Consider the following 21597-nt stretch of genomic DNA (forward strand, 5'->3'; position numbering starts at 1 on the left):
GGGCGCAATCTGCTGATGATGATTGGCTGATGCTAATCGATTAATTCTTTATGCTGACAGCGTCATCCGGGCCAGTCAAAACCCTGTATCTTGGCAGTACTTCGGGGGACTATTTGTCATGGACGGCTTCCTTGAGATTGATGTGCTCAATTGCAGCTAAGATATACGACGAGTTGAAAGTAACGTCTTGATAGGTTACCGGGGTAATGCTGCCCGTCTTTATAAACCTCTTATGAAACTCCTCTAACTCAGTTTGACGCAATGGGCGCTTATTCCCTTTGGAGTTTAGGATAAACAGTCGGCCATCTTCACTGTAAACCTTGAAAGGCTTCTTGCGGGCAGCGGTGAATAGCTCTACCGGGTTAACAAAGAAAGCGGTCATCATGCTTAAAAATTTATCTGAAGACAAATCACTGATTAACTTCATAGCCACCTCTAAAAATAAAACTGTTTTAATATAATTCGTAGGCTATCTAAGCCTTTTAACATTCTATTAGAGCTATCAGCCATGTTAATCTCTAACCATCGAAAGAGCCGCTTTAACGTATGTTTCGTCTGGTTTAAATCTCGACATGTGACGTAGGCAGATCACTGGGATTTTTTTTCCGTTGATCGTTGCAATAAACGCGAACGTGGTGTGATAGCCCCTTGGTTGGGAATACTTTAGGGTAGAAATATCGCCAAAATGTTTAAGCAAGAGACTGGCCGCTGAGAGGGAGGCAAGGCTGTTGCTGTAAGCGACAATCACGTCAGGAGAGCATAAGGACAGGGTTATATGCTCAAAGAAACCCATCGAGTTTTTTACTATATCTGGAAGTGTTTGATTGAAGCATAAAGCCTCTTTCTTCAGGGATGCCGCATTGGTTGAGCACATCAATAGAGCATTGGTATAGATAACATCTTGCCAGTCATAGCCCAGCCAAAAGGGAATTTGCTGCAACCTGTTTGCAAGATGCTTAATCCCCCAAGCTCCCTCTGTACCGCATTGTACATTTGAGACATGCGGTGATGCGTGATCATTAATAATAGACGTCGAATTTGTCATTTTTGAATCTACGGACGAGCCATTGAATCCCATAATGACCAGTCTTTTTCTCGCAGGCTCGGAAGCCAGAACTTGGAAGGCGGTATCGTAGGGGCGTCCAGGCAAATCACTCAAGTTAAATTGGGCGAGACCATCCAATATAAAATTCTTTGTTTTATTCATAAATACCCAGAGTAATTGTTGGACATTGATTTATTTTTAATTATGCATATTTATATTAACTGCAATTAGTCCTAAAACAACTTAATTGTTGAGTTATTGCACACTTATATAAATGGGTTGCTGTATGATTATCGTACTGCGGCATATCCGCAGTCGGAATTAGCGTTTCGAAAACTTCTTGATACCTAGCTTGGCCTTAAGGACAGGGTTACTATAGGTATGGCCTGTTACACCCCAATGGTGGCTCAGGCGGGGGCTTCGAAAGAAGCGCCGGTTTCCAAGAGGTCCGGTAACGCTAACTCCGCCTGGGCTACCACCAAAGAGATTAGCGTCTCTGGTGGTAGCTATTAAACAATCCTTTTGGAGGTGGCTTCATGGCTATCACACTTTTTTATCTATACCCACCATTTATTCGTACACATCCAGCCATTTGGGTGGTGCATTATGATTGATGCAACCCCGCTGACCGTTGAAGAAATCCTCGAACAATGCCAATCCTTATCTCAAGCGATTATTGAAGTCACACATCCCAGGACGAGAGAATCACTGATATTTATTTTGTCTGAAAAAATCGATGACTTAACTTGTTTGATGAGTGAAGAAGACATCTTAGACAAAACCCGGAGACAAGTTCTGATGGTTGAAGATATTAGTGTTTAACTGCTATTAGCAGCTTATCTTAATTTAATTATATTCAAACTGACTAAATTAAAAGCATTATTTCAACACGCTAGGCTCACAAGCCCTGACGTTTATTGATTATCACAGCGATTTAATTTACGGCCCTTATGGGCCGTTTTTTTATGGAGGAACATCATGAATTATCCCGGCAGTTTGGAAACTATCACGCTTTATAGCCCTTTAACGCTCGAGAACGGCAGCGAGCTTAAGACGGTCACCATGCGTGAGCCGTTAGTGCGTGACCGGCTGGTTTATGCAAAAGATCGCGGCACTGAAGAGGCAAGAGAGGCGCGCATGCTGGCGTTGTTGTGCGGTATCAATGATAACGATATGGAGTCGCTCACGGCGGCCGACATGATCCAGCTGCAGGACACCTTCAATAATTTTATGTTACCGCCCGCCAAACGTCCGAAGCCGAAATCCAGCGATGTTTAAGGTTGCTCGGGCGGCGATTGAATTTCTCTATGGCCGACTATCTGGCCATGCCTTTTAACGCATTTTTCGAACTTTTATGGCAGGAAGCCGAGGCGGTGGAACGTGGGCGGACTCAGTCAAAACCTTAAAGCTACGATAACCTTCGGCGGCAAGCTGGCCAGCAGTTGGACCCAGTCGACCGAGGGTATAAGGAAAGGCTTAAAAACGGTCGACCAGCAGTCGCAAAAACTGACCAAGCAACAAAAAGAGCTGGCTGCTCAGATGAAAAAGTCGAAGCTGGCGGGCAAAGATATCGCCAGCTTGAAACGTGAATACAGCGGCATTACCAAAGAAATCAAAAAGGCCAGCGCGGCACAGGAGGCGCTTAACCGCGACCTGCAGCGCGTTGAAAAAATCAAACGGTACAAGGGGTTGGGGCGAGGAATGATGGGCAAAACGCTGGGCGCCGCGTCATCAATGTTTCCCGGTGGTTTATCTATGGGCGGAGTTGGGTTGACCGCCGCGGCAATGGGCACGCTACTTTCACCGGTTGCGCTAAACGCTCGGACAGCGGAAAAGGCGGGAAAGGCCAAAAGCTATGGCGTGGGCGTGGAGACCTACAATGCATGGGACTCGCTGGGAAAGAACTTCGGGCTGGACGGTGACCACTTTGGTGACCTGTTTGAGGAGTATTTGCATAAATCCGGCGAGTATAAACAGACCGGCAAAATGGGTTCGCTTGAAGACGCTTTTTCCACGCTCGGCTTTGGTGCCGGGGATTTTGCAGGCCTCAGCGACATTGAGCAATTCAATAAAATCATTGAGCGGGCGCTGTCCCTTAAAGACGAATCGAAGGGATCCTTTGCACTGGACTCACTGTTTGGCGGCGAAGCGAGCAAGGTGATGATGTTAATTAAGCGCTCAGGCAAAGGCTATCAGGACCTGATAAACGAGCAGAAACGCTACAACATCGTAACCCAGCAGGGGGCCGACGGGGCGCATCGCGGCAATATTGCGGTCAATAATCTCAGTACCGTTTTACGTTCTGGCGCAGAAGAGATAGCCGGTGCATTAGGCAACGAATTGGCCCTGCAGGTGGTAAAGGTTGCCGCTGATCTTGCCGATTGGTTTAAAAATGGCGGGGTCAGCACCATAACCCGCGCACTTCGCGACGAGTGGTATCCCAAGGTGCTTACGTTTGGTAACGGGCTGGTGTACGTCGGCAAAATCGCTTTCGCGCTGGCTAAGAAACTCTCCTGGCTTTTGCCCAACGATAAAGAGAATAAGAAAAGTATTCTCAAAAGCGTCGCGAGCGGCGGCTCGGTCGATATTGCCCGCATTCAGGCCGAGAGTAAGGGGCTGGGGGAATGGTTCGCTCAGAACGTCGATAAGCCTGAGGTCATTAACACTCTCCGTAACCAGTGGAATGACGTCGAGCAGGAGGCCGGTTTCTGGAAGTCCCACTTTATGCCGGACGAGTTGCATGAGCGGACCAGCCAAACCCTGCTTGAATCGGTCGACGGCAAAGATAATGAGGCTTTTCCCTTCGATTTTGATGCGCAATTCAACAAGCAGCGCAACGACCTGGGCGATCCCGCCCCCTCTTCCGAAAACATGTTAGGCCGTTGGCCATCACTGATGCAGACCCTGTCAAAACTGGAGAGCAACCACCCCGGGCCGCGCGTCGAAGACAACCGACGGCAGGAGCTGAACATCAATATTTATCCCTTGCCGGGACAAAGCGAAAATCAACTGGCAGAGGCGGCGTTAAGCAAGGCCAGGAGCGCAGACGTTTTCAACGGCAATAATGCCCTCTATGACTCGGGGAGCAACTGGTAATGGCCATAACCGACAGAGTGATTGGCGCGGTCGAGCAAAGCGGATTTTCGACCCGCCGCGCGCTGACCGCCAACGACCCGCCGCAGGTGATGCTGATGGTAGGCACCTTCGAATTTGCCATCGATACCGCCGCCTATAACCAGCTGGTTCGGGAAGCCAGCTGGCGCTGGAGTGGCCAGGAGCGCATCGGCAAACAGGATCTGCTGCAGTTCACCGGCAAAGAACCTCGCACCATCAAGCTGGCCGGTGAAGCCCATGCGTTTTTTCGCAAGGGCATGGCGGCGCTAGATGAACTCTACACCCTTGCTGACAAAGCCGAGCCGCAGCAGCTGGTCAGCGGTCATGGCGACGTATTGGGCTGGTGGGTGGTAACCGATTATGCTGACACAACGTCCACGTTTCTTCCGGGTGGCGTGCCGCGTCATAAAACTTTCACTCTGACGATAAAACACTATGCCGACGAATTATCTAACCCGTGAAGGGGACGTGCTCGATGCCATTTGCTTCAAACATTACGGCGCGGTAAATGTCAGCCAGACGCTGGTTGCAGTGCTTGATGCCAATCCCGGTCTGGCCGAACTTGATGCGGTTTATCCCGCCGGTATTTCGATTCAACTGCCCATACTCGACTTACCTCTAGCCAGCTCAGCGATACAGCTGTGGGATTAATGATGCCGCAAACAACAGAGTTTCGGCCCGAGTTTAGCCTAGCCGCCGAGGGGAAAGACATCACCCAGGCACTGCGCACTAGCTTGATTGACTTGCGCCTGACGGATAACGGCGGCGCGACGGCTAGGGCCGATGAATTACACATCACTTTGCTGGCCGAGAGCCTGCCGCTACCGACTAAGGGCGCTCGGCTAAATCTCGGCCTGGGATTTAACGGCGTACTGCAGGATAAAGGCTGGTTTGTGGTGAGCGGGGTGGCCAGCAGTGGGCCGCCGAGAAAAGTGGTTATCTTTGCCACCGCCGCGCCGATGAACAGCCAGAAGCAGGTCGGAAACGTGCAAAGCCATAAAACGCGCAGTTGGGACGCCGTGACGCTCGGCGACGTGGTGAAAACCGTAGCCACCGACAATGGCCTGAAACCTAAAATCACCACCAAACTCGCCGCCATCGCCATTGCTCATCTCGACCAGATTGCAGAGTCCGATGCCAACCTGCTGACACGACTGGCCCGTTCGTATAACGCGGTGAGCAAACCCAGCGGCGGATATTGGCTTTTCCTCGAGCAGGGAGAAGCAACGACCGTCAGCGGTAAAGGTCTGGCCGCGATCACGGTGACACCCAGTGACGTCTCAAGCTGGAGTTACAGCGAAGGACAGCGCGGCGCGACCACCGGCAAGGCCACGAACAAGGGCAAGCAGGGAAAAGGTAAGATTGGCGTCGCCTATTATGATGAACAAACCGGTCATACCCGCGTGGTGCATAAAGAGCATGAGGGGCCAGATATCACCAATCCTTTCACTCAGTCCGAAGAATTGCAGGCAAGCCAACAGGCAACCGCCAAACAGACCCAGGCCAACCGCAACCAGCAGCGTATGACTCTCAGCGGTGCCTGTCGACCGTGGCACCTTCCGTTAACTGCCGAAGCGCGGATCACAACCTACCGATTTGGCGAACGCGAGGACCGCAGTTGGCTGATTGAGTCTATGACCTATCAACTGAACGCCGGCGGAATGTCAGTCGAGTTTGCACTGGTTGTTGATATTAATCCGTCGTCGAACCAAAAAAAGAAGAAAGCCAAAACAACGCCGGGGCCTGATTACTTCGGCTGACAGAGCACCTAATCAGGAGTCTTTATGCAGGGAGTTAGCGCTAAAACCGGAAAACGTCTTTCCGGTACCGCCCATCTGCGGCAGTCAATTATCGATATTCTCACCACACCTAAAGGGTCCCGCGTACTGCGTCGCGACTACGGCAGTGACCTGCATGATCGGGTCGATAACCCCCTAGATGAGAGCAATCGGATACGCATTATTTCCGCAACGGCCACCGCGCTGGCGAGATGGGAGCCGCGATTAACGGTGACGCGCATTCAGGTCATAAAGCAGGAGGAGAGTGTCGTCGAAATTTCTATCGAGGGGACGCATAAAGAAACCGGCTTATCCATTACCTTCAACAGGATCCCGCTCAATGGCCATCAGTCCTAAAACCATAAATCTCTCTGAACTGGCCGTACCCGACGCGGTGCATGTACCTCACCCTGAAGTGATTTTCAATTCATGGTTAGCCAGGCTGCGCAGTCTCGACTCGCAGTTCGATGCGTTGGTTGAGTCCGACCCCGCATTTAAGCAGGGCGAGGTATTAACCTATCAAACCACGTTGTTGCTCCAGCGAGTAAATGACTCGGTACGCGGCGTGTTGCTGGCCAGCGCACAAAAGGCCGATTTGGACCAGTTAGGGGCGGGGTTTAACGTCTCAAGACTGGAGATAATCGCGGCGCAACCCGAGGTCGTCCCTCCTGTTGCGGCCGTAATGGAAGACGATGAAGCATTCCGGACGCGTATTCAGCTCAGTTGGTCACAGCTCAATACCGCCGGAAGCCGTGATGCCTATCGCTTTCATGCAAAATCTGCCGACGCTGACGTTCTCGACGCCGAATGTTATGGTCCTGAAACTCATGGACGCCCCGGGGAGATAGATGTTTATGTCTTATCCCGCACCGGCGACGGCGCAGCATCAGAGGCATTACTCAACAAAGTTCGCTCGGCGCTCAATGAAGATGAAACCCGGCCCTTGAGTGACTGTGTGATAGTCAGGTCGGCAACCATCAACCATTATGTTGTAGCCGCAGACCTGGAGATACCGGAAGGACCCGACCCGCAACTGGTGCTTAACAACGCCGCCAGCGCGCTTTTTATGTACATCAAGAAGATCCAGCGTATTGAAGCCGATATCCCGATGTCGGGAATTTATCGCGCATTGCATCAGCCAGGCGTCCAACAGGTTCACTTGATGACGCCTGTCGAAGGGGTAAATGCGGCCACCGGAGTCGCGCCTTACTGTGACCAAATCACTATCCGGTTGTATCGGGGAGATAAACAGGATGACCTTCACATCCCTCTTACCGCTGAACGCTGAACGTGCCGAACGCACGCTCGAGCAAGCCTCCGTTTCGACAATCATAAATATACCGGTGCTCGTTCGCCAGGCGAAGGATCCGCAAAAATGCCCCTACGCGCTGTTGCCGTGGTTAGCCTGGGAATATGCCGTCGACAGCTGGGAGGCCGATTGGAGCGAGCAACAAAAGCGGCAGGTGATACAGGACGCAGCCTACATTCATCAGCATCGCGGAACAGCGGGCGCGGTGCGGCGTTCTCTAAGTGCGGTAGGCTTCTCGACCACGGTTATCGAATGGTGGCAAGACGCCCCGCGAGCGATGCCCTACACCTTTCGCGTGCAGGTTTACAGCACGACAACCATCTCCATACCCCTCTACGACCAGATACGCCGACAGACCGATAAATCTAAAAACCTCCGCAGCTGGCTCAGCTCAATCGATGTGATTTCAGATATTGGCAGCACGGGCCTTTATTACATTGGCGGCGCGGTGACTGGGCATATTGATGTGGATATTCAAGGAAAGGAAACGGGCAATGTCTGAGTATTACAGTGTTATCACCCACGCGGGAAGACGTTTGGCGGCCGATGCCGTCGCCACAAGCGAGACGATAGTGTTGACGCACTTTGTAATCGGCGACGGAAAAGGTAAAGAGCAGGTTCCCAAACCTGAGGCGACGAAATTGGTCAACGAAGTTTATCGCGGAGAAATTGCCAGCCTGTCGGTCTCGCCAGATCAGGATAACCAGATGATGGCGATGCTGGTTTTACCTACCGGCGTGGGAGGATTCACCGTCCGTGAGATTGGCTTATTAACCGACAGGGGCGAGCTATACGCTATTGCCAGCAGTGCCGCGCTTGAGAAACCGGTGTCCGGCGTGAGCATTAACCTGCAGTTTCGCCTGGCAGTCTCAGATTCCAAAAATATAACGCTGAAAGTGGCGACAGGAGACGGGCTGTTTTTACGGATAGACCAGAACGGTGCCGATGCGGCGGATAAAGACACGTTTTTGGCAAATATTGGCGGACTTCCAGTGATCCGGCAGGATTATTGGGGGGATTTGAATGAAATGGATCATCGGTGTCTTGGCATTTATCAGGTTACCCATGATGAATTCGCAACAACGGCCCTCAATTATCCCGAGGCGCTCGGCGGCTCTCTATCCGTGTTGCGGGGAGGATTTGGGATGCAGCAGGAATATACGACGAGGAGAGGGACCAAATATGTGCGCGAGCTTAGCGGTGAATGGAAGGGTGAAAATGGGCCTTGGGGCGAGTGGGTGGCTTTCTATAACACCGCCAATAAGCCTAAAGCTGCCGATGTTATCGGCCTGCTGGGCAGTGAATATCCAATTGGCGCACCGATCCCGTGGCCCTCGGACGTAGCGCCTGCCGGTATGGCGCTAATGGTGGGCCAACAATTTAATAAAACGGCCTACCCCCATCTTGCTATTGCCTATCCCTCCGGCGTTATCCCCGATATGCGCAGCCAGGTCATTAAAGGTACGCCCGTAGGAGGACGCAAAGCGCTCTCCTTTGAGATGGACGCCATTAAGTCTCACGGACATAACGCCAGCGCCGACAATACCGATTTGGGCCGTAAAACAACCAGTTGGTTTGATTATGGATCTAAGGTCTCAACCGGTTTTGACTATGGTTCGAAAACCACCGACGTGCAGGGTTGGCACGACCATCTGGGCGGAGTGGCTGCACCTGGCGGCAAATGGGGAGATTTTCGAACGGGAACGGACAACACGGGATGGTACGAGAAAAATAGAACCAGCTGGGAAGGAAGTCATGCGCACAGCGTTTTTATCGGCGGGCACGATCACTGGACCAATATCGGCGGGCACAACCACTACATCGATATGGGTGTACACAGCCACACCATCCGCATCTCCCCGAGCGGGCAAGCAGAAAACACCGTCAAAAACATCGCATTTAACTACATCGTGAGGCTCGCATAATGTTTCAAATGACAGATAAACCCCAAACCATAAAAATCTATAACCTGCGTGCCGATACTCAAGAGTATATCGGGGCAGGGGATGCCCACATTCCGGCTCACACGGGATTACCGGCGCATTGCACTGAGCTAGCGCCGCCCATAGCAAAGAAAGGGACTGTGGCGATCTTTAAAAGCGGCAAATGGATTATCAGTGAGGATTATCGCGGTACTAAGGTATATAGCACCGAGACCGGGTTATCCGTATACATCGAGACACCGGGAGCTCTGCCGGGCAACACAACGACGGTGGCTCCTGCAACAACGTGGGACCGATGGGACGGGAAGGGCTGGGTGTTTGACGAGGTGGCAGAGCAGGTACATCTAACGGCTGAGGCTGAAAAGCAACAGGCAGAACAGATGCGAGCAGCCGAGGTAGAGATTACTCTGCTGCAAAGGGCTGAAAAGCACGGGATGGCGACAGAGGCAGATCTGGAAAGATTGGAGGCGTTGGAGAGGTGGACGGTGGAATTGGGGCGGATGTCGCTCATCCCTGGGTAGCAGGCGAAAAAAAACCTCTGGGTTAGCAGAGGTTCATTCCTTCAAAGGAGCCGCGTATCTTTTACGTATCCTTTTCTGTCTCGATGGTGTCAGTGTGTAGTCCTTACCGCGCTCATAACTTACTGGTTTGTCTGAGTTTGTCCGGTCACTGTCCTATCTAATTTGGTGGAGCTGGGGGGATTTGAACCCCCGGACGGTTTAAGTGCGTAATTTCATCTGACATAGACTCCATTCGCATCTTAATTGACTGTCTGTTCGCAAACAATTTGACCACCTCCAGCAGAAAATTAGCGGTAAACCGGACTTCTCGCCACATGCATTGCTGACTGCTAAGTGCCAAGTATAGTCATTCGAACCCTGAGAGTTACACTTTTAAGTGATTCAGGTCAGCTGGTTTCCTTTTAAACCAAACTAATAGATTATGGATTCTCACCTTTGTTCTGAAAAGGATTAAAACATGAGTGTTCGATTTCCACCCAAACTCATACCAGGAGATTTGATTGCGATAACAGCCCCATCCTCTGGTGTTCCTCAACACCTGCACCCCAGGCTGGAACTTGCGATAGGTAACCTTAAGAAAAAAGGTTTCAGAGTTCTCGAAGGAAGGTGCTTGCGTTCGCAGCACAAAAATAAAAGCTCTTGTAAAACCTCTCGCGCAGAAGAGTTAATGTCTTATTTAACTGACCCGGAAATAAAAGCTGTTATGCCACCATGGGGAGGTGATCTTGCGATGGAGTTGCTTGAGTTGATTGATTTTAATCTGTTAGCTCAGTCTGAACCAAAATGGTTTGTGGGTTATTCAGATCTTAGTACGCTTCATTTTCCACTAACTACGCTTTCTGGTTGGGCCACTTTGCATGGACCCAATTTAATGGATCTTGGTGCTCAAGAGTTAGACTCTACCACACAGGCTGTATGGGATATTTTGGGGTCTACCCGGGGAAGTGTAGTTAAACAGAACTCTTCAGAAGCATTTCAAACTGATGAAAATCAGTGGGGAACAGCGACAAATGAAGGTTTCAATCTGACTCAGAAAACGCAGTGGAAACACCTGGATGGAGTTACATCTTCAGCTAAGTTTAGTGGGTGCCTAATTGGTGGCTGCCTCGAAATAATATCCAGATTAGCAGGCACGCCGTTCGGAAATTTGCCTTTGTTTAAGGCACAAAATAGCGGACAAGGAGTTATTCTCTATTTTGAAAATGTAGAAATGGCTCCCTGTGAATTAACGCGCGCATTATTCAGCTTACGCTTACAGGGTTGGTTGAATAATTTAAGCGGTATTCTTATAGGCAGAAGTGCGGCACCCGATGTAAACGATCCGACCAAACATAACTATATGGACGCCCTCAGGGCCGCTTTAGAAGATATTGCTGTGCCCGTGCTTTATGATGTGGATATTGGTCACATGCCGCCTCAACTTTCGCTGGTGAATGGGGCAAGTGCAACTGTTTTATTCACTGAAAATGGATGTTCAATAACTCAACAACTATAGGAAAAATAATTTCAAATGTAAAAGCGGGCGAGGCTGTATTTTGCATAAACGTCCGCTCCTCGCTCACAGCAGACTTTCAGCGTCACGTGTTTGTCTGCTGTGTGCCAAAAGCGGAAGTTCGCATTTGTCACAACTATCAGGATGTAGGGCTATTATGGGCATGTGTTAATCAATCGGGAGCAGGTCAGACCTCCAACAAAATTAACTTGTACGCCGGTACCAGAAGCGGAACGTTTATAAAACTTGTCAAAAGTGTTATAACTTCAACATTACTACTGCTTTAATATATTTAGCTAGCATTTAATTTAAACTTATGTAATCACTTTTATTGACGGAAAAGAAAATGGAGCATAGTACATTTCATAAGAGCCTAAATTTTAACAAGCTGATTATCCTCGATTGCCTGCCTGAAAATGATTACCAGACAGCAAGGCACCTTCATGAAAACCTAAGCGACAAAGGATTTGGAAGTGGTATTTCCTTGCTTAAAATTGAAAATGAAAAAAAATTTCGAGATATATTGCAAGATATAAAGGAGATGTTCAGTCCTGAGTTAAACATTGGTTTCCAACCAATTATTCACATTGAAGCTCATGGTAATTCACTGTCAATGGAACTGCCAGATAAAAGTATCATTCCATGGAGTGATCTTGCTGATAACCTCAGAATTATTAATAAATTTATGTGCAATCAACTTATCACATTTATTGGAACCTGTCATGGTTACCACTTTATTTATAATAATCACACAATTAAAGAATTCGCACCTGTTTATTTTTGCATTGCACCCCTAGAACAAATTCCCGCTATTGATATTGAAAATTCAGCACTTACTTTCTATAAAAACTTATTTGCAACAGGAAATTTAACACTTTCCGCTAAACTTTTGGATTCAAAAAAACTTTACACTTACAATTCTGATTATATGCTTCATCGAGCTTTTCATGAAACAATGCAAAAAAATCATAGAGGGATAGCCTTAAAGACAAGAAGAGAAACCTTAATCACTGAGGCAATTATGAGTTTGGGTGAAGCTTGGATTAAAATGAGTCCAAAAGATAAACATGATTATCTCAATAGAGCAAGAAAATTACTGGATGTTTCTTTGAAAAGTAAGGAATCGCTCAGAGCAGAGTTTGAAAAATTATCAATCGGTTACATGGGTTATGTAAATGGAGATGTTTTCGAAGAAATTTGGAAACATATGAATCATAACAAACAAGGGAAAATATATTGAGACCGTCATTATGTCCGCTCCTCGCTCAAAGCTGCCGGTCAACTTGCCCTCAGATGTTTAAAATTTTGTTGTAAACGAAAAAATAATTTGCGAACAGGCCGTCAAGCAAAATGCGAATACCAATATAAGAAAATAAGCGGGGGCGGTGCACCAAAAGCCTTCTGCAAAACTAAATTTATTCCTTGTTAATTCAGTTGGTTACAAACTGCTTTTAAAGCACTTACTTCGATGCCGTTACCGGTGATTTTATCATTTAATTCAATTAATTAACGTCATTACTGCCGCCTGCTGCTGCGTCATATGGAATGGTTCGAAGCGGCCGACCTGATTGTGAAGGGAATGGAAGCGGCGATTGCCAAGAAAACCGTGACCTACGATTTCGAACGTCTGATGGACGGCGCTAAGCTGTTGAAATGTTCAGAGTTTGGCGATGCGATGATCGCGAATATGTAATGTCGGGAAACCGAGATGCATGAGACGGGAGCCGAAAGGGTCCCGTTTTTTTTAGGACAATATGAGCTTTCTGCAAAACTCCTGCAAAACCCTTCTGCAAAAAAACGACCCGTTTTCATTATGGCTTCGGTCCAAAAACTCCGATCGTGCGCACCTCTCAAGTTTTTTCTAACTCTTTTCACTTTTCCAAATTATCGCTTGGGCAGCAATCACGGTTTTTTTATCAGAGTCGTAGGTCACTGCTGGATTTCCATAAAGCTCATATCCAAGATCGAGTGCAGCAGAAACACGATGGCAGAAGGATGCGTCATCCGGACCAGTCAAAATCCTGTATCTTGGCAGTCCTTCGGGGGGATTATTCGTCATGGCGGGTCTCCTTAAGATTGATGTGCTTAATAGACGCTAAGAGATAAGACGAGTAGAAAGTAACGTCGCGACGCGCCCTTTTTGGGCTTAAAGAGTGTTGCTGTGAGCCTATACAGGTTGCCTGAACTTTTCCAAGAGTGAAATCGATAATGAATGGAATTTAAAATTCAGAGAACGTCGATCAGCTCAAACTCTTCTACAACCAGTTCCATATCGTAGGTATAAGTCCCCGCTCTTTCGAAAAACTCTTGGTGGCCGGTACTCCAATACTGAAGACTGAGATCTCCTTCGCCTTCTTTTTTAGCGATGTCTTCAGTGACATCGCAGAAACGAATCAGCCTCATGGCGATCGTTCTGATGACACAGACCGGCTTTTGTTCGCCGTTTAAAATAATGTTGTAACAGCCAATTGTGGGCGGTGTTTCTTCTGATTTTAAAGCAGTCAGTGAGCTACATCCTGCCGTTTTTATTCCTTTAATAACTAGATTTGATAATTCATTAGCCATTTCTGGGGTATCTCCAAACTGCCATACAAGGGCATCAGGGTATTTTTGCTTGAGTATCGCCATTGTGTTTATCATAAATTCCCATTAAATCAATCCATTAATTGAATAAATTATCATACTAAAATGTGGCAATCCGAACAGATATTATGTTGGTTAGATGAGATGGCGATCAAAATTTTATGAAAGGTAGGGATCATGAGAGCAGGAATAAAGGAAAAAATTATTAGGATCTGCGAGGCTAAAATTGCGGCAAATTCGAAAAGGCGACAAAGATAAAATCACTCATATTGTCGGCGTAAATTTGCATGCTTTAGGCCATCGGTAATATCATTTTAAGCGGTGTTTACTCATTTATGAAGGTAAAAGAAGAGAAGGTTCCTCTCGTTTTTTGAATCATTTGATTTTTGGGGATCTCGTAAACAGCAAATTCCCCGGATATTCTCTTCATGCCGGGTAACATGTTTCTTTTCATGTGCTGACTCTCTGATATGTCAATCTCACCATTTGGCATTATCGTTATCTGTCCTTTTGCGCCCCGGTAATGCACGAAATTACTTCTTACCAGATAGCGATGGCCATCGGCGCCTGTCATCGGGACCTCAATAGCCGTACAGGTTACTATTATATTTGTCTTTTCTGGATTTTTCATACCAATTAAGTGATTAATTAGTGCTGCTTCAAAAGGCGTGTCTTTTGCTTTAATAAGGTGAGTTTCTCCTGCAGCATATTTCTTATCAAGTCCAATAGAGTCCATGTAACAGAAACTATACTCACTGGATGTTTCTAATATATCTTTATATTTTGCGTAAATCGTGAACGGTTGCTTTATTACATTCATTACTTTATTAATTTTTTTAGTGAAATGGGAGGCTTCTCGGTTTTCGTTTTTAGTCCCTATGTGCTGAGTTAATACGTTATGTGCTGTTATGGCATCTGGATACATTTGACCTCTTCCTTGCCGGGTTAAAAAGTAAAAAACCAACCTTAGAAGGTTGGTTTGAGTAAAAGCATCACAGTAGAATTTTAAGGGCCAGCGGCTGAGTGGTGGCCCGATATTGTGATTATTTCTGCGCTTCTGCTGCTTTCTCTTTTTTAGCTTTAGCCGCCATGTGATGGCCGACTACGCAACCGCCAACAGCACCTAACACAGCGTGGTGGTGGGCAACGTGACCGGCCACAGCACCCACGGCTGCGCCTTTCAAGCAACCTTCTGCACGAGCCATAGAAGTGGCAGACATTAAAACCGCAAATACAGCAAAGCTACAGGCAATCTTACGCATATTTATATCCCCAAAGGAAGAATGAACTCAGTGTAAAACATGTCATAAGTCCTGGTAGGCTGTCATCGCCGCTTCTGTAAGCAAGTGATGCTTTTGTTACGAGCAAATTGGCGGTGCATTGGCGTCAGGCTGACAGTGGCAAAGTATGCAGCCTGACGCCGTTTACAATTAAGGGATTTTTCGGCGTAGTTTTATGGCAGTTTAAGATTGGTTTAATCAATATTTTGTTTTAAAGTGGTTTAAACTGTATAAATAACACTCAGTATGAGTCCGTGTTTCAGTTTTACTCTGCGAAACGAATAAGGATGCCGCTATGTCCAATCAAGAGCAGTTAGAGGCGCTGATGGCGCGTATCGAAGCGCTGGAACAACGCGAGAAGCAACTTACCTATGCCTCAAATGCCTATCAGGCTATTTTGACGACTCTGCTAGGTAATCTTGATAAAAACACCCGAGACAAAGTGATCCATATGGTCGATCAGGCCCATGATATTGCCTATGCCCGTGCCAACCTTGAGCAAAAGAGTAATATTCTCGGTGCAGATGATATCACGCAGCGTATTTTTCTGTTTGCTCAGGGGCGCGCTGCCCAGTCAAGATAACAACGCTTTTTTTTGATAGCACTCAGAATACCTTCCATCGGCGTTCTCCTGCTATGAGCGCCGGTCTGTTCTCAACATGTTGATCGCCGCACCTATCAAAATGCGTTGTTGAACGCCGGCCGCGGCCAACTCGTGTTCGAGATATTTAACCAACGAATCTGCCGCGAGGGGTTCACCTCGATGCTGCAGCTGGATCACTGCCTCACCAATAATGCGGGCAACTTCGTCCCAAAGAGGTTGGATCTCGCTTTCCGAGAAATGCATAGGGCCTCCCATCTGTACGAATAATCTCCAATTTATCATCTGAGTAAACAGAGGCAAGTTTAATAAATAAACAATGCCTGAGGAGGGGAGGTTGTGAGGTGGTGATTTCAGAAATGAGCCCCGCCTTTCAGAGACTTGGCGGGGCTGTCTAGAGAAATGTAAAACTGAACTCAGTGCTTAATCACATACAGATCTTTGGCATAAACACGGCCCTGCGGGTCATGATTATCAAATCCGCCGATAAAAGGTTTAACCAGTTTGGCACTCACGTAGTGATAAAGCGGCACTATCGGCGCCTGAGAACTCAGAATATCTTCAGCTTTCTGATAGTCTTTTTCGACCTGATCTTTGCTGGTGGCCGCCAGCGCATCGTCCAGAACTTTATCGTACTCCGCATTACTGAATTTAGGCGTATTCTCGCTGTTGTCAGTGCGGAAGGTGTTCAGGAAGGTTGAAGGCTCATTGTAGTCGGCTATCCATGCATAACGCACCACGTCATAATTACCCTGATGCATCGTGTCGAGCATGGTTTTCCATTCCTGATTCTGCAGGACTGCGGTCACGCCCAGATTTTTCTTCCACATAGATGAGGCCGCGATGGCAATGTGCTGGTGGGACTCGCTGGTGTTATACAGCAGATTGAATTTTAGAGGGTGCTGGGGACCAAATCCAGCGTCTGCCAGCAGCTTGCGGGCCTCTTCGTTGCGCTGTTCCTGCGTTTGTTTTGCCATCGCTGACGGTTTAAACGTATAGCCACCGGTATTGTCAGGCGTGATGGTATAAGCCGCCGTTTGACCCTGGCCCAATACCTTATTGGCAATAATATCGCGGTCTAATCCGAGGCTAAGCGCTTGTCGAACGCGCACGTCGTTGAACGGTGGTTTCTGATTATTAAACGCATAGTAATAAACCCCAAGATAAGGGTTAGTGTGCACCTGCGAGCCGAGCTCTTTTTTCAACGAAGCAAACTGCACTTCAGGAATGGTGAGGGTAATATCGATTTCCCCGGCCTTGTAGCGGTTGATATCCGCAGCCCCGGAGGCAATAGGCAAATAGGTCATCTGTGTGAGAACGGTGTGGGCATTGTCCCAGTATTTATCGTTTCTGACGGCGGTGACGCGTTCATTCACCGTCCAGCTGTTCAATTTGAAAGGGCCGCTGCTGACCAGATTGCCCGGCTGCGTCCATTTATCGCCAAATTTCTCGACGTTGGCCTGGCTTACCGGGAACAAGGAATAATGGGCAATCATTTGCAGGAAATATGACATCGGTCGCGTCAGTTCAACTTGTACGGTCTGGGCATCCAGCGCCTTGACGCCGAGCTGATCGGCTGGCATTTTCCCGGCAATGATGCTGTCGGCATTCACTACGTGCACGGTGCCAAGATAGCTTTCATACGGAGAAACTGTTTTAGGGTCGATTAGGCGTCGCCAGCTGTAAACGACGTCCTGGGCAGTAATTGGAGAGCCATCAGACCAGCGCAGTCCGGGACGCAAATGGAATATCCAGGTTTTGTTATCTTTGGTTTCCCAGCTTTCGGCCAGTTCCGGGCGCGCTTTACCGTTGTCATCAATACTGACTAAACCGACAAACAGGTCGCCGAGAATATTACTTTCGACGCTGCTCTCTGCCTTTTGCAGGTCCAGCGTTGCGGGTTCAGAACCATTATTACGCACAACTTCCTGTTTCTGCGCCAGTTCGACCCCAGCAGGTACGTTGGCGGCGTTAACCATTAATGGAGATAAACAAAGACCTGTAATCAATAGTGCAAGAGGAAGTCGTTTAAATCCTGTGTTGCATCTTTGCATCGTCATTTTCCCATTCAAATTAATATTCGATATATCAATAAGTAACAGGTCATAAATAACGCTATTAGGATAATTAATCAATACGTAATGAAGCGTTTTGATACAGCCTTCATTAAGTATTAGAAGTCTGCATGAGTATGTGCCGGGATCCAATAGCCGTCGATAAACTCTTCAATCGGATAGCATCCTGCCTGATTCAGGCCCTGCTGGCGCATGGCGACCCGACATTCTGTAACGGTGTTAAAGGCGTCTACCACTAAATCGTCACAGCCTCCGCCGAGATAACATACGGTTAAAACCAGTGCGAACATCTTTGCCTCCTTTCGTTTTACTCAATTAATCATAGAAGCTTTGGCGAGATTCAGCTGCGGCGTGTTATCCTTTGCGCCGTTTTTTTATGAATAATATTGAGTACCGAGGAGTTACGGGGATGTCACAGAGCTTATCTAAAGAACAGGAACTTGAGTCAGATTTGGTTGCGTGCCAACTGGTAATTAAACAAATCCTGGATGTTATCGACATCATAGCGCCAACAGAAGTGCGTGATAAAATGTCACATCAGTTGAAAAACATCGATTTTAGTACGCATCCTGCGGGCGCCGATCCGGTAACTCGTCGTGCGATTGAAAAAGCAATTTCGTTGATCGAGCTTAAGTTTACCAAGCACGACAGCTAGGACGGGTCGCGAGAGAGCTTTTGCGGAGTACTCTCTATAACGCGTTGCCGAAAAAGCCCGCAGGCAAGCCTGCGGGTATCTGTCTTTAACGGCTAGGATTTGTCTACGACGTCACCTACTTGCTTGAAAATAGGGCAGTTAGCAACGCCAACAATGCCACTGTCACTGTGAATATATTGGGAGTCAACGATCCCTCTCGCAGTGAGATAGTGGCATTTCAGGCCCAGACCCGCAGCATTTTCGCTACTGCCGACGGTCACACCGTAGCCTGAAAACAGGAAAACCGCGTAGATAACCGCTAATACAACAATTGTTTTAATCACGCTCATTCCTTATTCTCTCTTAATGACTCTGACTAAAGTCACGGTAAAGTATAAACATAAATCGTACATCAACGCTTCTCTAATACTCTGAAAAAAATCATGAAAGATTGAGGAAACATTCCATGTTGTGCATTGGCTTTAGCCCAGATAGGGGCTTCTCCGTTTGAAGTTTGTTTAACTTATACAGAGTAGGATAGATTGATGTTTTACTACGTCTTGGACGCAGATTTTGGGCATCAATAAGCGCGTGATAACTCCTAAGAGATCTGCCATCAAACTGAAAAAACCCCTTTTTAGCGTCAGGAAAGTCGTTGCTTTCGTCGTTTTCCTGTTGCTGTGTGTAGGGCTTTATCTCCTTGCTCTGAATAGCTATTGCGATCAGGGAGGCAGCTTCGATCTTGGAATTTGCTCGGTCACATCATTTATCCCTTGGTAGGCTTTAAATCCCGTCAGAAGCGTCTGTTTTTTCGCGAATACCTTCCCTGTATTTCAGACAATGATAAGATAGGCGTCTGGTTAATCAAGTTGTAGGGTTGTCAATGTTCAGTGAAGTCATGGGCCAATCAAGCCTGGCCACCGTTGTGTTGGGTCTGCTATCCGCACTGTTATTTTTACTGGTGTGGTTCGTGGTTAACCGTGCCAGCGTTAAGGCAAATTTGCAGGTCCAGTTGTTGACTGAAATCGCTGAGCAGCAGCGCCGTCAAACTGAACTATTGGAAGTATTAGTCAAGGCGCAGGGCAATGAGACGCCTGAAACCGTTGAAGATGACTCGGCCTTTGGATTGAGGGGCTTTATCCCCGAAAGATAATTGAGTTTATGACAAAAAAGCCGCCTTTATGGCGGCTTTTGCGTTCATAAAACTGTCTTAATTCTGATGTAGCTTGTCTCATGACAACTTGGCTGGGTGAAAGACAGATGATTAAATGGTCTGAAGAACACGATAACGAACTGAATCACAACGTTGCTTTGCTGACAGGTGAAGAGCCTGATAAATGGTATCCCTACGGCGGCGTGAAAGGAAAAGACTACTGCAACAACCCCTCTGATGCGTGGCCGATTATATGCGCCAATAAAATCAGCATAAATTTCAATGAATTGCCAGAAAATAAAGACTGGTCTGCTCAAATTTCCAGTTCGGAAGGTCAATGGCAGGCAAGCTGTACGCGACCTTTGCGCGCGGCAATGATTTGTTTCTTGTTAAGTAAGACTTGCGCGTAACAAAAAGCGCGGAGATACTCAATCTGTTACAAGCTATAAACAAAGCAGTGATTCGAATAAGCGTCGCATAAAGCGATGAGTATCAAGTGATTAATGTTTCCTCATTTCGACAGCAGTGTCTAAGGCGGAGTCCATTATGAAGCGCATCATTAAAGGTGATAAAACTCTCTCTCATCTGGTCGTGGCTCACGCAGCCATCGACAGTCATGAAAAAGCCTATGGCAAAAGACGCCAGGGCTGGCCCTCAACTTACCTGATCAAATACAAAGACGCCCGTGTTGCCGTGGAAGTGGTAACGCGTCGGCAGTCCTACGTTGCGACTTTAATGATTGGAGCCCGAAACCTTACCAAGCTTTGTGGGATGGCAGCCTGAAGTACGGCTGACAGTGTAGTCACATAACTAACCCTGTTTTTGTAATAGCTCAAAGACCCTGCCGACGTTAAAAGCGTCTGCAGGGTCTTTTTTTGCAACTGAATACGCCTCAAAAATGCCTGATATTAGCTTAAGTGGCTGCGCGAACACCGGTTGCACTTTTTGTAGTGAAAAGCATTTAACCTTTATGATACTAAAGAGAGAGACGTTGAATAAATATTCAACCTTTGCCTGCAAAATTTTCGATAAGGGAAATCATGGCTGAAAAAAATCCCTACTATGACCCGGCGAAGCCGCACCATACTCCCCAAGGGTTCACAAATCCCGAACCCGATGTGCGTCAGTCAGGCGACTTTAAGCGTTGGCGTAAAGAGCGTAAGGAGCAAGGTGTTCCTCGGCCTCCGCACAGCGGCTATGAGCAGTTTATAAACGAATGGTGTCAGACGCCGGATTTCAGTGGTACGGAAGACCGACTGTGGTTCTTGGGGCATGCGTGCCTGCTGCTGCGTGTGGCTGGACGCTATGTTCTGACCGATCCCGTGCTTTCTGAGCGCGCTTCTCCACTGAGTTTCTATGGCCCGCGTCGTAAAACGCCTGCAGCAGTGAGCGTGGCGGACCTGCCCGTAATAGATTATGTGATGATTTCACACAATCACTACGATCATCTTGATAGATCAACCATTCGTAAATTGGTTAAACGCTTTCCACAGGCCATTTTCCTGGTTCCCTTGGGGATGAAACCCTGGCTTGAACGTCAGGGTGCCCATTTCATCGAAGAACTGGATTGGTGGGATGCGCTTATTATGGACGGTGTGAGTTTTCATGCGGTACCCGCGCGCCACTGGAGTATGCGTACGCCCTGGGATAGAAATCGCTCATTGTGGTGTGGCTGGGTCGTTAAGCATCATGAATTGAGCTTCTACTTTTCAGGCGACAGTGCTTACAGCGAACAGTTTTCTCAAATCGGACAGCGGCTTGGCCCCTTTGATATTGCAGCGATTCCCATCGGGGCCTATGCACCAAGATGGTTCATGCAGTCTCATCATATGGATCCTCAACAGGCGGTAGAGGTGTTTAAAGAGACCCGATGTCATCGCGCTATTCCCATTCATTGGGGGGTATTCGAATTGGCTGATGAATCGTTGGACGAACCGCCAAAAGAATTAGTCAGTGCGATTGAGCAGGGCGGATTGAGTGCAGAAAACTTCTCTCCGTTAAAAATAGGGCAACATATTTCGTTATGAAAATTGAGACGCGATATTTCTGGAGGATTAGAAATTAGCGTC

At 47.7% G+C, this 21597-nt stretch carries 30 protein-coding genes, 1 tRNA gene and 2 pseudogenes; 22 read left to right on the plus strand and 11 right to left on the minus strand.

Features of this window, described 5'->3' with window-relative positions; translation table 11 throughout:
• Positions 1-109: 109 nt before the first annotated feature.
• Both GA565_RS08440 and GA565_RS08445 read right to left on the minus strand, forming a co-directional pair.
• Complete coding sequence (locus GA565_RS08440) at positions 110-427, minus strand: hypothetical protein (protein WP_055778810.1); 318 nt, start codon at positions 425-427, stop codon at positions 110-112.
• Positions 428-511: 84 nt separating this feature from the next.
• Entirely contained in the window at positions 512-1207 is a 696-nt protein-coding gene (locus GA565_RS08445) for a hypothetical protein (RefSeq protein ID WP_152198105.1), read from the minus strand.
• A gap of 237 nt (positions 1208-1444) precedes the next feature.
• On the opposite strand from GA565_RS08445, the pseudogene GA565_RS08450 reads away from it, so the two are divergent.
• From GA565_RS08450 to GA565_RS08510, 12 genes and pseudogenes are all read left to right on the plus strand, one after another.
• Positions 1445-1552, plus strand: a pseudogene (locus GA565_RS08450) (ash family protein); the annotation flags it as partial.
• Between the two features lie 99 nt (positions 1553-1651).
• Positions 1652-1867, plus strand: coding sequence for a hypothetical protein (locus GA565_RS08455; RefSeq protein WP_152198107.1), 216 nt, complete (start codon positions 1652-1654; stop codon positions 1865-1867).
• A 156-nt stretch (positions 1868-2023) separates the two neighbouring features.
• A complete protein-coding gene (locus tag GA565_RS08460; RefSeq protein WP_055778799.1) occupies positions 2024-2323 on the plus strand; it encodes a phage tail assembly protein in 300 nt (99 codons plus the stop codon).
• Between the two features lie 102 nt (positions 2324-2425).
• Entirely contained in the window at positions 2426-4141 is a 1716-nt protein-coding gene (locus GA565_RS08465; protein ID WP_152198108.1) for a hypothetical protein, read from the plus strand.
• On the plus strand, positions 4141-4620 hold the full coding sequence (locus tag GA565_RS08470) for a phage tail protein (protein ID WP_152198109.1): 480 nt from the start codon (positions 4141-4143) through the stop codon (positions 4618-4620). Before GA565_RS08465 ends, GA565_RS08470 begins: the two co-directional genes overlap by 1 nt.
• Positions 4595-4810 (plus strand): tail protein X, encoded by a 216-nt coding sequence (locus GA565_RS08475; protein WP_152198110.1) that lies wholly within the window; start codon positions 4595-4597, stop codon positions 4808-4810. Before GA565_RS08470 ends, GA565_RS08475 begins: the two co-directional genes overlap by 26 nt.
• A 2-nt stretch (positions 4811-4812) precedes the next feature.
• Entirely contained in the window at positions 4813-5919 is a 1107-nt protein-coding gene (locus GA565_RS08480; protein WP_370518026.1) for a contractile injection system protein, VgrG/Pvc8 family, read from the plus strand.
• 24 nt (positions 5920-5943) lie between these two features.
• Entirely contained in the window at positions 5944-6294 is a 351-nt protein-coding gene (locus tag GA565_RS08485; protein ID WP_055778777.1) for a GPW/gp25 family protein, read from the plus strand.
• Positions 6278-7225, plus strand: coding sequence for a baseplate J/gp47 family protein (locus GA565_RS08490; protein WP_152198112.1), 948 nt, complete (start codon positions 6278-6280; stop codon positions 7223-7225). Before GA565_RS08485 ends, GA565_RS08490 begins: the two co-directional genes overlap by 17 nt.
• Positions 7191-7748, plus strand: coding sequence for a phage tail protein I (locus GA565_RS08495; protein WP_152198113.1), 558 nt, complete (start codon positions 7191-7193; stop codon positions 7746-7748). The genes GA565_RS08490 and GA565_RS08495 overlap by 35 nt, the downstream gene beginning before the upstream one ends.
• The gene (locus GA565_RS24760; protein ID WP_226950928.1) at positions 7741-9171 is read left to right on the plus strand and encodes a phage tail protein; all 1431 of its coding nucleotides are present in this window, start codon (positions 7741-7743) and stop codon (positions 9169-9171) included. Before GA565_RS08495 ends, GA565_RS24760 begins: the two co-directional genes overlap by 8 nt.
• A complete protein-coding gene (locus tag GA565_RS08510; RefSeq protein WP_152198114.1) occupies positions 9171-9710 on the plus strand; it encodes a tail fiber assembly protein in 540 nt (179 codons plus the stop codon). Before GA565_RS24760 ends, GA565_RS08510 begins: the two co-directional genes overlap by 1 nt.
• Before the next feature lie 163 nt (positions 9711-9873).
• Here GA565_RS08510 and GA565_RS08515 read toward each other — a convergent pair.
• Positions 9874-9988 (minus strand) — tRNA-OTHER (locus GA565_RS08515).
• A gap of 179 nt (positions 9989-10167) precedes the next feature.
• Between GA565_RS08515 and GA565_RS08520 the strand changes: the two genes are divergently transcribed.
• The 3 genes and pseudogenes from GA565_RS08520 to GA565_RS08530 form a co-directional block, all read left to right on the plus strand.
• A complete protein-coding gene (locus GA565_RS08520; RefSeq protein WP_152198115.1) occupies positions 10168-11205 on the plus strand; it encodes a S66 peptidase family protein in 1038 nt (345 codons plus the stop codon).
• Positions 11206-11548: 343 nt separating this feature from the next.
• Positions 11549-12442, plus strand: coding sequence for a hypothetical protein (locus tag GA565_RS08525; RefSeq protein WP_226950929.1), 894 nt, complete (start codon positions 11549-11551; stop codon positions 12440-12442).
• Between the two features lie 285 nt (positions 12443-12727).
• Positions 12728-12895 (plus strand): annotated as a pseudogene (locus GA565_RS08530) (NADP-dependent isocitrate dehydrogenase); the annotation flags it as partial.
• A gap of 168 nt (positions 12896-13063) precedes the next feature.
• On the opposite strand, the gene GA565_RS08535 reads toward GA565_RS08530, so the two are convergent.
• From GA565_RS08535 to GA565_RS08550, 4 genes are all read right to left on the minus strand, one after another.
• Positions 13064-13261 carry a DUF1737 domain-containing protein gene (locus GA565_RS08535; protein ID WP_084983472.1) on the minus strand — a complete coding sequence of 66 codons (198 nt, stop codon included), beginning with the start codon at positions 13259-13261 and terminating at the stop codon, positions 13064-13066.
• A gap of 167 nt (positions 13262-13428) precedes the next feature.
• Positions 13429-13842 (minus strand): ASCH domain-containing protein, encoded by a 414-nt coding sequence (locus GA565_RS08540; RefSeq protein ID WP_152198118.1) that lies wholly within the window; start codon positions 13840-13842, stop codon positions 13429-13431.
• A gap of 268 nt (positions 13843-14110) precedes the next feature.
• On the minus strand, positions 14111-14710 hold the full coding sequence (locus GA565_RS08545) for a hypothetical protein (RefSeq protein ID WP_152198119.1): 600 nt from the start codon (positions 14708-14710) through the stop codon (positions 14111-14113).
• A 118-nt stretch (positions 14711-14828) separates the two neighbouring features.
• Positions 14829-15047: a hypothetical protein gene (locus GA565_RS08550; RefSeq protein ID WP_055778729.1), complete on the minus strand. Its 219-nt coding sequence runs from the start codon at positions 15045-15047 to the stop codon at positions 14829-14831.
• A 313-nt stretch (positions 15048-15360) separates the two neighbouring features.
• On the opposite strand from GA565_RS08550, the gene GA565_RS08555 reads away from it, so the two are divergent.
• Positions 15361-15648 (plus strand): hypothetical protein, encoded by a 288-nt coding sequence (locus GA565_RS08555; protein ID WP_055778725.1) that lies wholly within the window; start codon positions 15361-15363, stop codon positions 15646-15648.
• 51 nt (positions 15649-15699) lie between these two features.
• Here the strand turns inward: GA565_RS08555 and GA565_RS08560 are convergent, their stop codons facing one another.
• The 3 genes from GA565_RS08560 to GA565_RS08570 all read right to left on the minus strand — a co-directional run bounded on the left by GA565_RS08560 (position 15700) and on the right by GA565_RS08570 (position 18031).
• The gene (locus tag GA565_RS08560; protein ID WP_055778723.1) at positions 15700-15912 is read right to left on the minus strand and encodes a hypothetical protein; all 213 of its coding nucleotides are present in this window, start codon (positions 15910-15912) and stop codon (positions 15700-15702) included.
• Positions 15913-16082: 170 nt separating this feature from the next.
• The gene (locus tag GA565_RS08565) at positions 16083-17720 is read right to left on the minus strand and encodes an ABC transporter substrate-binding protein (RefSeq protein WP_152198120.1); all 1638 of its coding nucleotides are present in this window, start codon (positions 17718-17720) and stop codon (positions 16083-16085) included.
• Between the two features lie 119 nt (positions 17721-17839).
• On the minus strand, positions 17840-18031 hold the full coding sequence (locus tag GA565_RS08570) for a YebW family protein (protein WP_152198121.1): 192 nt from the start codon (positions 18029-18031) through the stop codon (positions 17840-17842).
• A gap of 119 nt (positions 18032-18150) precedes the next feature.
• On the opposite strand from GA565_RS08570, the gene GA565_RS08575 reads away from it, so the two are divergent.
• Positions 18151-18396, plus strand: coding sequence for a DUF2766 family protein (locus GA565_RS08575; RefSeq protein WP_055778717.1), 246 nt, complete (start codon positions 18151-18153; stop codon positions 18394-18396).
• A 92-nt stretch (positions 18397-18488) separates the two neighbouring features.
• Here GA565_RS08575 and GA565_RS08580 read toward each other — a convergent pair whose 3' ends face one another.
• Positions 18489-18725, minus strand: coding sequence for a YobH family protein (locus GA565_RS08580; RefSeq protein WP_152198122.1), 237 nt, complete (start codon positions 18723-18725; stop codon positions 18489-18491).
• 241 nt (positions 18726-18966) lie between these two features.
• On the opposite strand from GA565_RS08580, the gene GA565_RS08585 reads away from it, so the two are divergent.
• The 5 genes from GA565_RS08585 (at position 18967) to GA565_RS08605 (ending at position 21555) form a co-directional block, all read left to right on the plus strand.
• Complete coding sequence (locus GA565_RS08585) at positions 18967-19155, plus strand: PhoP/PhoQ regulator MgrB (RefSeq protein ID WP_152201377.1); 189 nt, start codon at positions 18967-18969, stop codon at positions 19153-19155.
• Positions 19156-19258: 103 nt separating this feature from the next.
• Positions 19259-19528 carry a YebO family protein gene (locus tag GA565_RS08590; RefSeq protein ID WP_152198123.1) on the plus strand — a complete coding sequence of 90 codons (270 nt, stop codon included), beginning with the start codon at positions 19259-19261 and terminating at the stop codon, positions 19526-19528.
• Positions 19529-19635: 107 nt separating this feature from the next.
• Entirely contained in the window at positions 19636-19938 is a 303-nt protein-coding gene (locus GA565_RS08595) for a phage protein NinX family protein (RefSeq protein ID WP_152201379.1), read from the plus strand.
• Between the two features lie 136 nt (positions 19939-20074).
• Positions 20075-20311, plus strand: coding sequence for a DUF4060 family protein (locus tag GA565_RS08600; RefSeq protein ID WP_055778705.1), 237 nt, complete (start codon positions 20075-20077; stop codon positions 20309-20311).
• 257 nt (positions 20312-20568) lie between these two features.
• Positions 20569-21555, plus strand: a complete 987-nt coding sequence (locus tag GA565_RS08605) for an MBL fold metallo-hydrolase (protein ID WP_152198124.1) — start codon at positions 20569-20571, stop codon at positions 21553-21555.
• Positions 21556-21597 lie beyond the last annotated feature (42 nt).

It is taken from the genome of Rouxiella sp. S1S-2 (assembly GCF_009208105.1).
In the GTDB taxonomy this organism is placed as follows: domain Bacteria; phylum Pseudomonadota; class Gammaproteobacteria; order Enterobacterales; family Enterobacteriaceae; genus Rouxiella.

Coding starts and splice junctions, on each gene's coding strand:
- GA565_RS08440 (WP_055778810.1), bottom strand. CDS start 427: ATGAAGTTAATCAGTGATTTGTCTTCAGATAAATTTTTAAGCATGATG.
- GA565_RS08445 (WP_152198105.1), bottom strand. CDS start 1,207: ATGAATAAAACAAAGAATTTTATATTGGATGGTCTCGCCCAATTTAAC.
- GA565_RS08455 (WP_152198107.1), top strand. CDS start 1,652: ATGATTGATGCAACCCCGCTGACCGTTGAAGAAATCCTCGAACAATGC.
- GA565_RS08460 (WP_055778799.1), top strand. CDS start 2,024: ATGAATTATCCCGGCAGTTTGGAAACTATCACGCTTTATAGCCCTTTA.
- GA565_RS08470 (WP_152198109.1), top strand. CDS start 4,141: ATGGCCATAACCGACAGAGTGATTGGCGCGGTCGAGCAAAGCGGATTT.
- GA565_RS08475 (WP_152198110.1), top strand. CDS start 4,595: ATGCCGACGAATTATCTAACCCGTGAAGGGGACGTGCTCGATGCCATT.
- GA565_RS08480 (WP_370518026.1), top strand. CDS start 4,813: ATGCCGCAAACAACAGAGTTTCGGCCCGAGTTTAGCCTAGCCGCCGAG.
- GA565_RS08485 (WP_055778777.1), top strand. CDS start 5,944: ATGCAGGGAGTTAGCGCTAAAACCGGAAAACGTCTTTCCGGTACCGCC.
- GA565_RS08490 (WP_152198112.1), top strand. CDS start 6,278: ATGGCCATCAGTCCTAAAACCATAAATCTCTCTGAACTGGCCGTACCC.
- GA565_RS08495 (WP_152198113.1), top strand. CDS start 7,191: ATGACCTTCACATCCCTCTTACCGCTGAACGCTGAACGTGCCGAACGC.
- GA565_RS24760 (WP_226950928.1), top strand. CDS start 7,741: ATGTCTGAGTATTACAGTGTTATCACCCACGCGGGAAGACGTTTGGCG.
- GA565_RS08510 (WP_152198114.1), top strand. CDS start 9,171: ATGTTTCAAATGACAGATAAACCCCAAACCATAAAAATCTATAACCTG.
- GA565_RS08520 (WP_152198115.1), top strand. CDS start 10,168: ATGAGTGTTCGATTTCCACCCAAACTCATACCAGGAGATTTGATTGCG.
- GA565_RS08525 (WP_226950929.1), top strand. CDS start 11,549: ATGGAGCATAGTACATTTCATAAGAGCCTAAATTTTAACAAGCTGATT.
- GA565_RS08535 (WP_084983472.1), bottom strand. CDS start 13,261: ATGACGAATAATCCCCCCGAAGGACTGCCAAGATACAGGATTTTGACT.
- GA565_RS08540 (WP_152198118.1), bottom strand. CDS start 13,842: ATGATAAACACAATGGCGATACTCAAGCAAAAATACCCTGATGCCCTT.
- GA565_RS08545 (WP_152198119.1), bottom strand. CDS start 14,710: ATGTATCCAGATGCCATAACAGCACATAACGTATTAACTCAGCACATA.
- GA565_RS08550 (WP_055778729.1), bottom strand. CDS start 15,047: ATGCGTAAGATTGCCTGTAGCTTTGCTGTATTTGCGGTTTTAATGTCT.
- GA565_RS08555 (WP_055778725.1), top strand. CDS start 15,361: ATGTCCAATCAAGAGCAGTTAGAGGCGCTGATGGCGCGTATCGAAGCG.
- GA565_RS08560 (WP_055778723.1), bottom strand. CDS start 15,912: ATGCATTTCTCGGAAAGCGAGATCCAACCTCTTTGGGACGAAGTTGCC.
- GA565_RS08565 (WP_152198120.1), bottom strand. CDS start 17,720: ATGCAAAGATGCAACACAGGATTTAAACGACTTCCTCTTGCACTATTG.
- GA565_RS08570 (WP_152198121.1), bottom strand. CDS start 18,031: ATGTTCGCACTGGTTTTAACCGTATGTTATCTCGGCGGAGGCTGTGAC.
- GA565_RS08575 (WP_055778717.1), top strand. CDS start 18,151: ATGTCACAGAGCTTATCTAAAGAACAGGAACTTGAGTCAGATTTGGTT.
- GA565_RS08580 (WP_152198122.1), bottom strand. CDS start 18,725: ATGAGCGTGATTAAAACAATTGTTGTATTAGCGGTTATCTACGCGGTT.
- GA565_RS08590 (WP_152198123.1), top strand. CDS start 19,259: ATGTTCAGTGAAGTCATGGGCCAATCAAGCCTGGCCACCGTTGTGTTG.
- GA565_RS08595 (WP_152201379.1), top strand. CDS start 19,636: ATGATTAAATGGTCTGAAGAACACGATAACGAACTGAATCACAACGTT.
- GA565_RS08600 (WP_055778705.1), top strand. CDS start 20,075: ATGAAGCGCATCATTAAAGGTGATAAAACTCTCTCTCATCTGGTCGTG.
- GA565_RS08605 (WP_152198124.1), top strand. CDS start 20,569: ATGGCTGAAAAAAATCCCTACTATGACCCGGCGAAGCCGCACCATACT.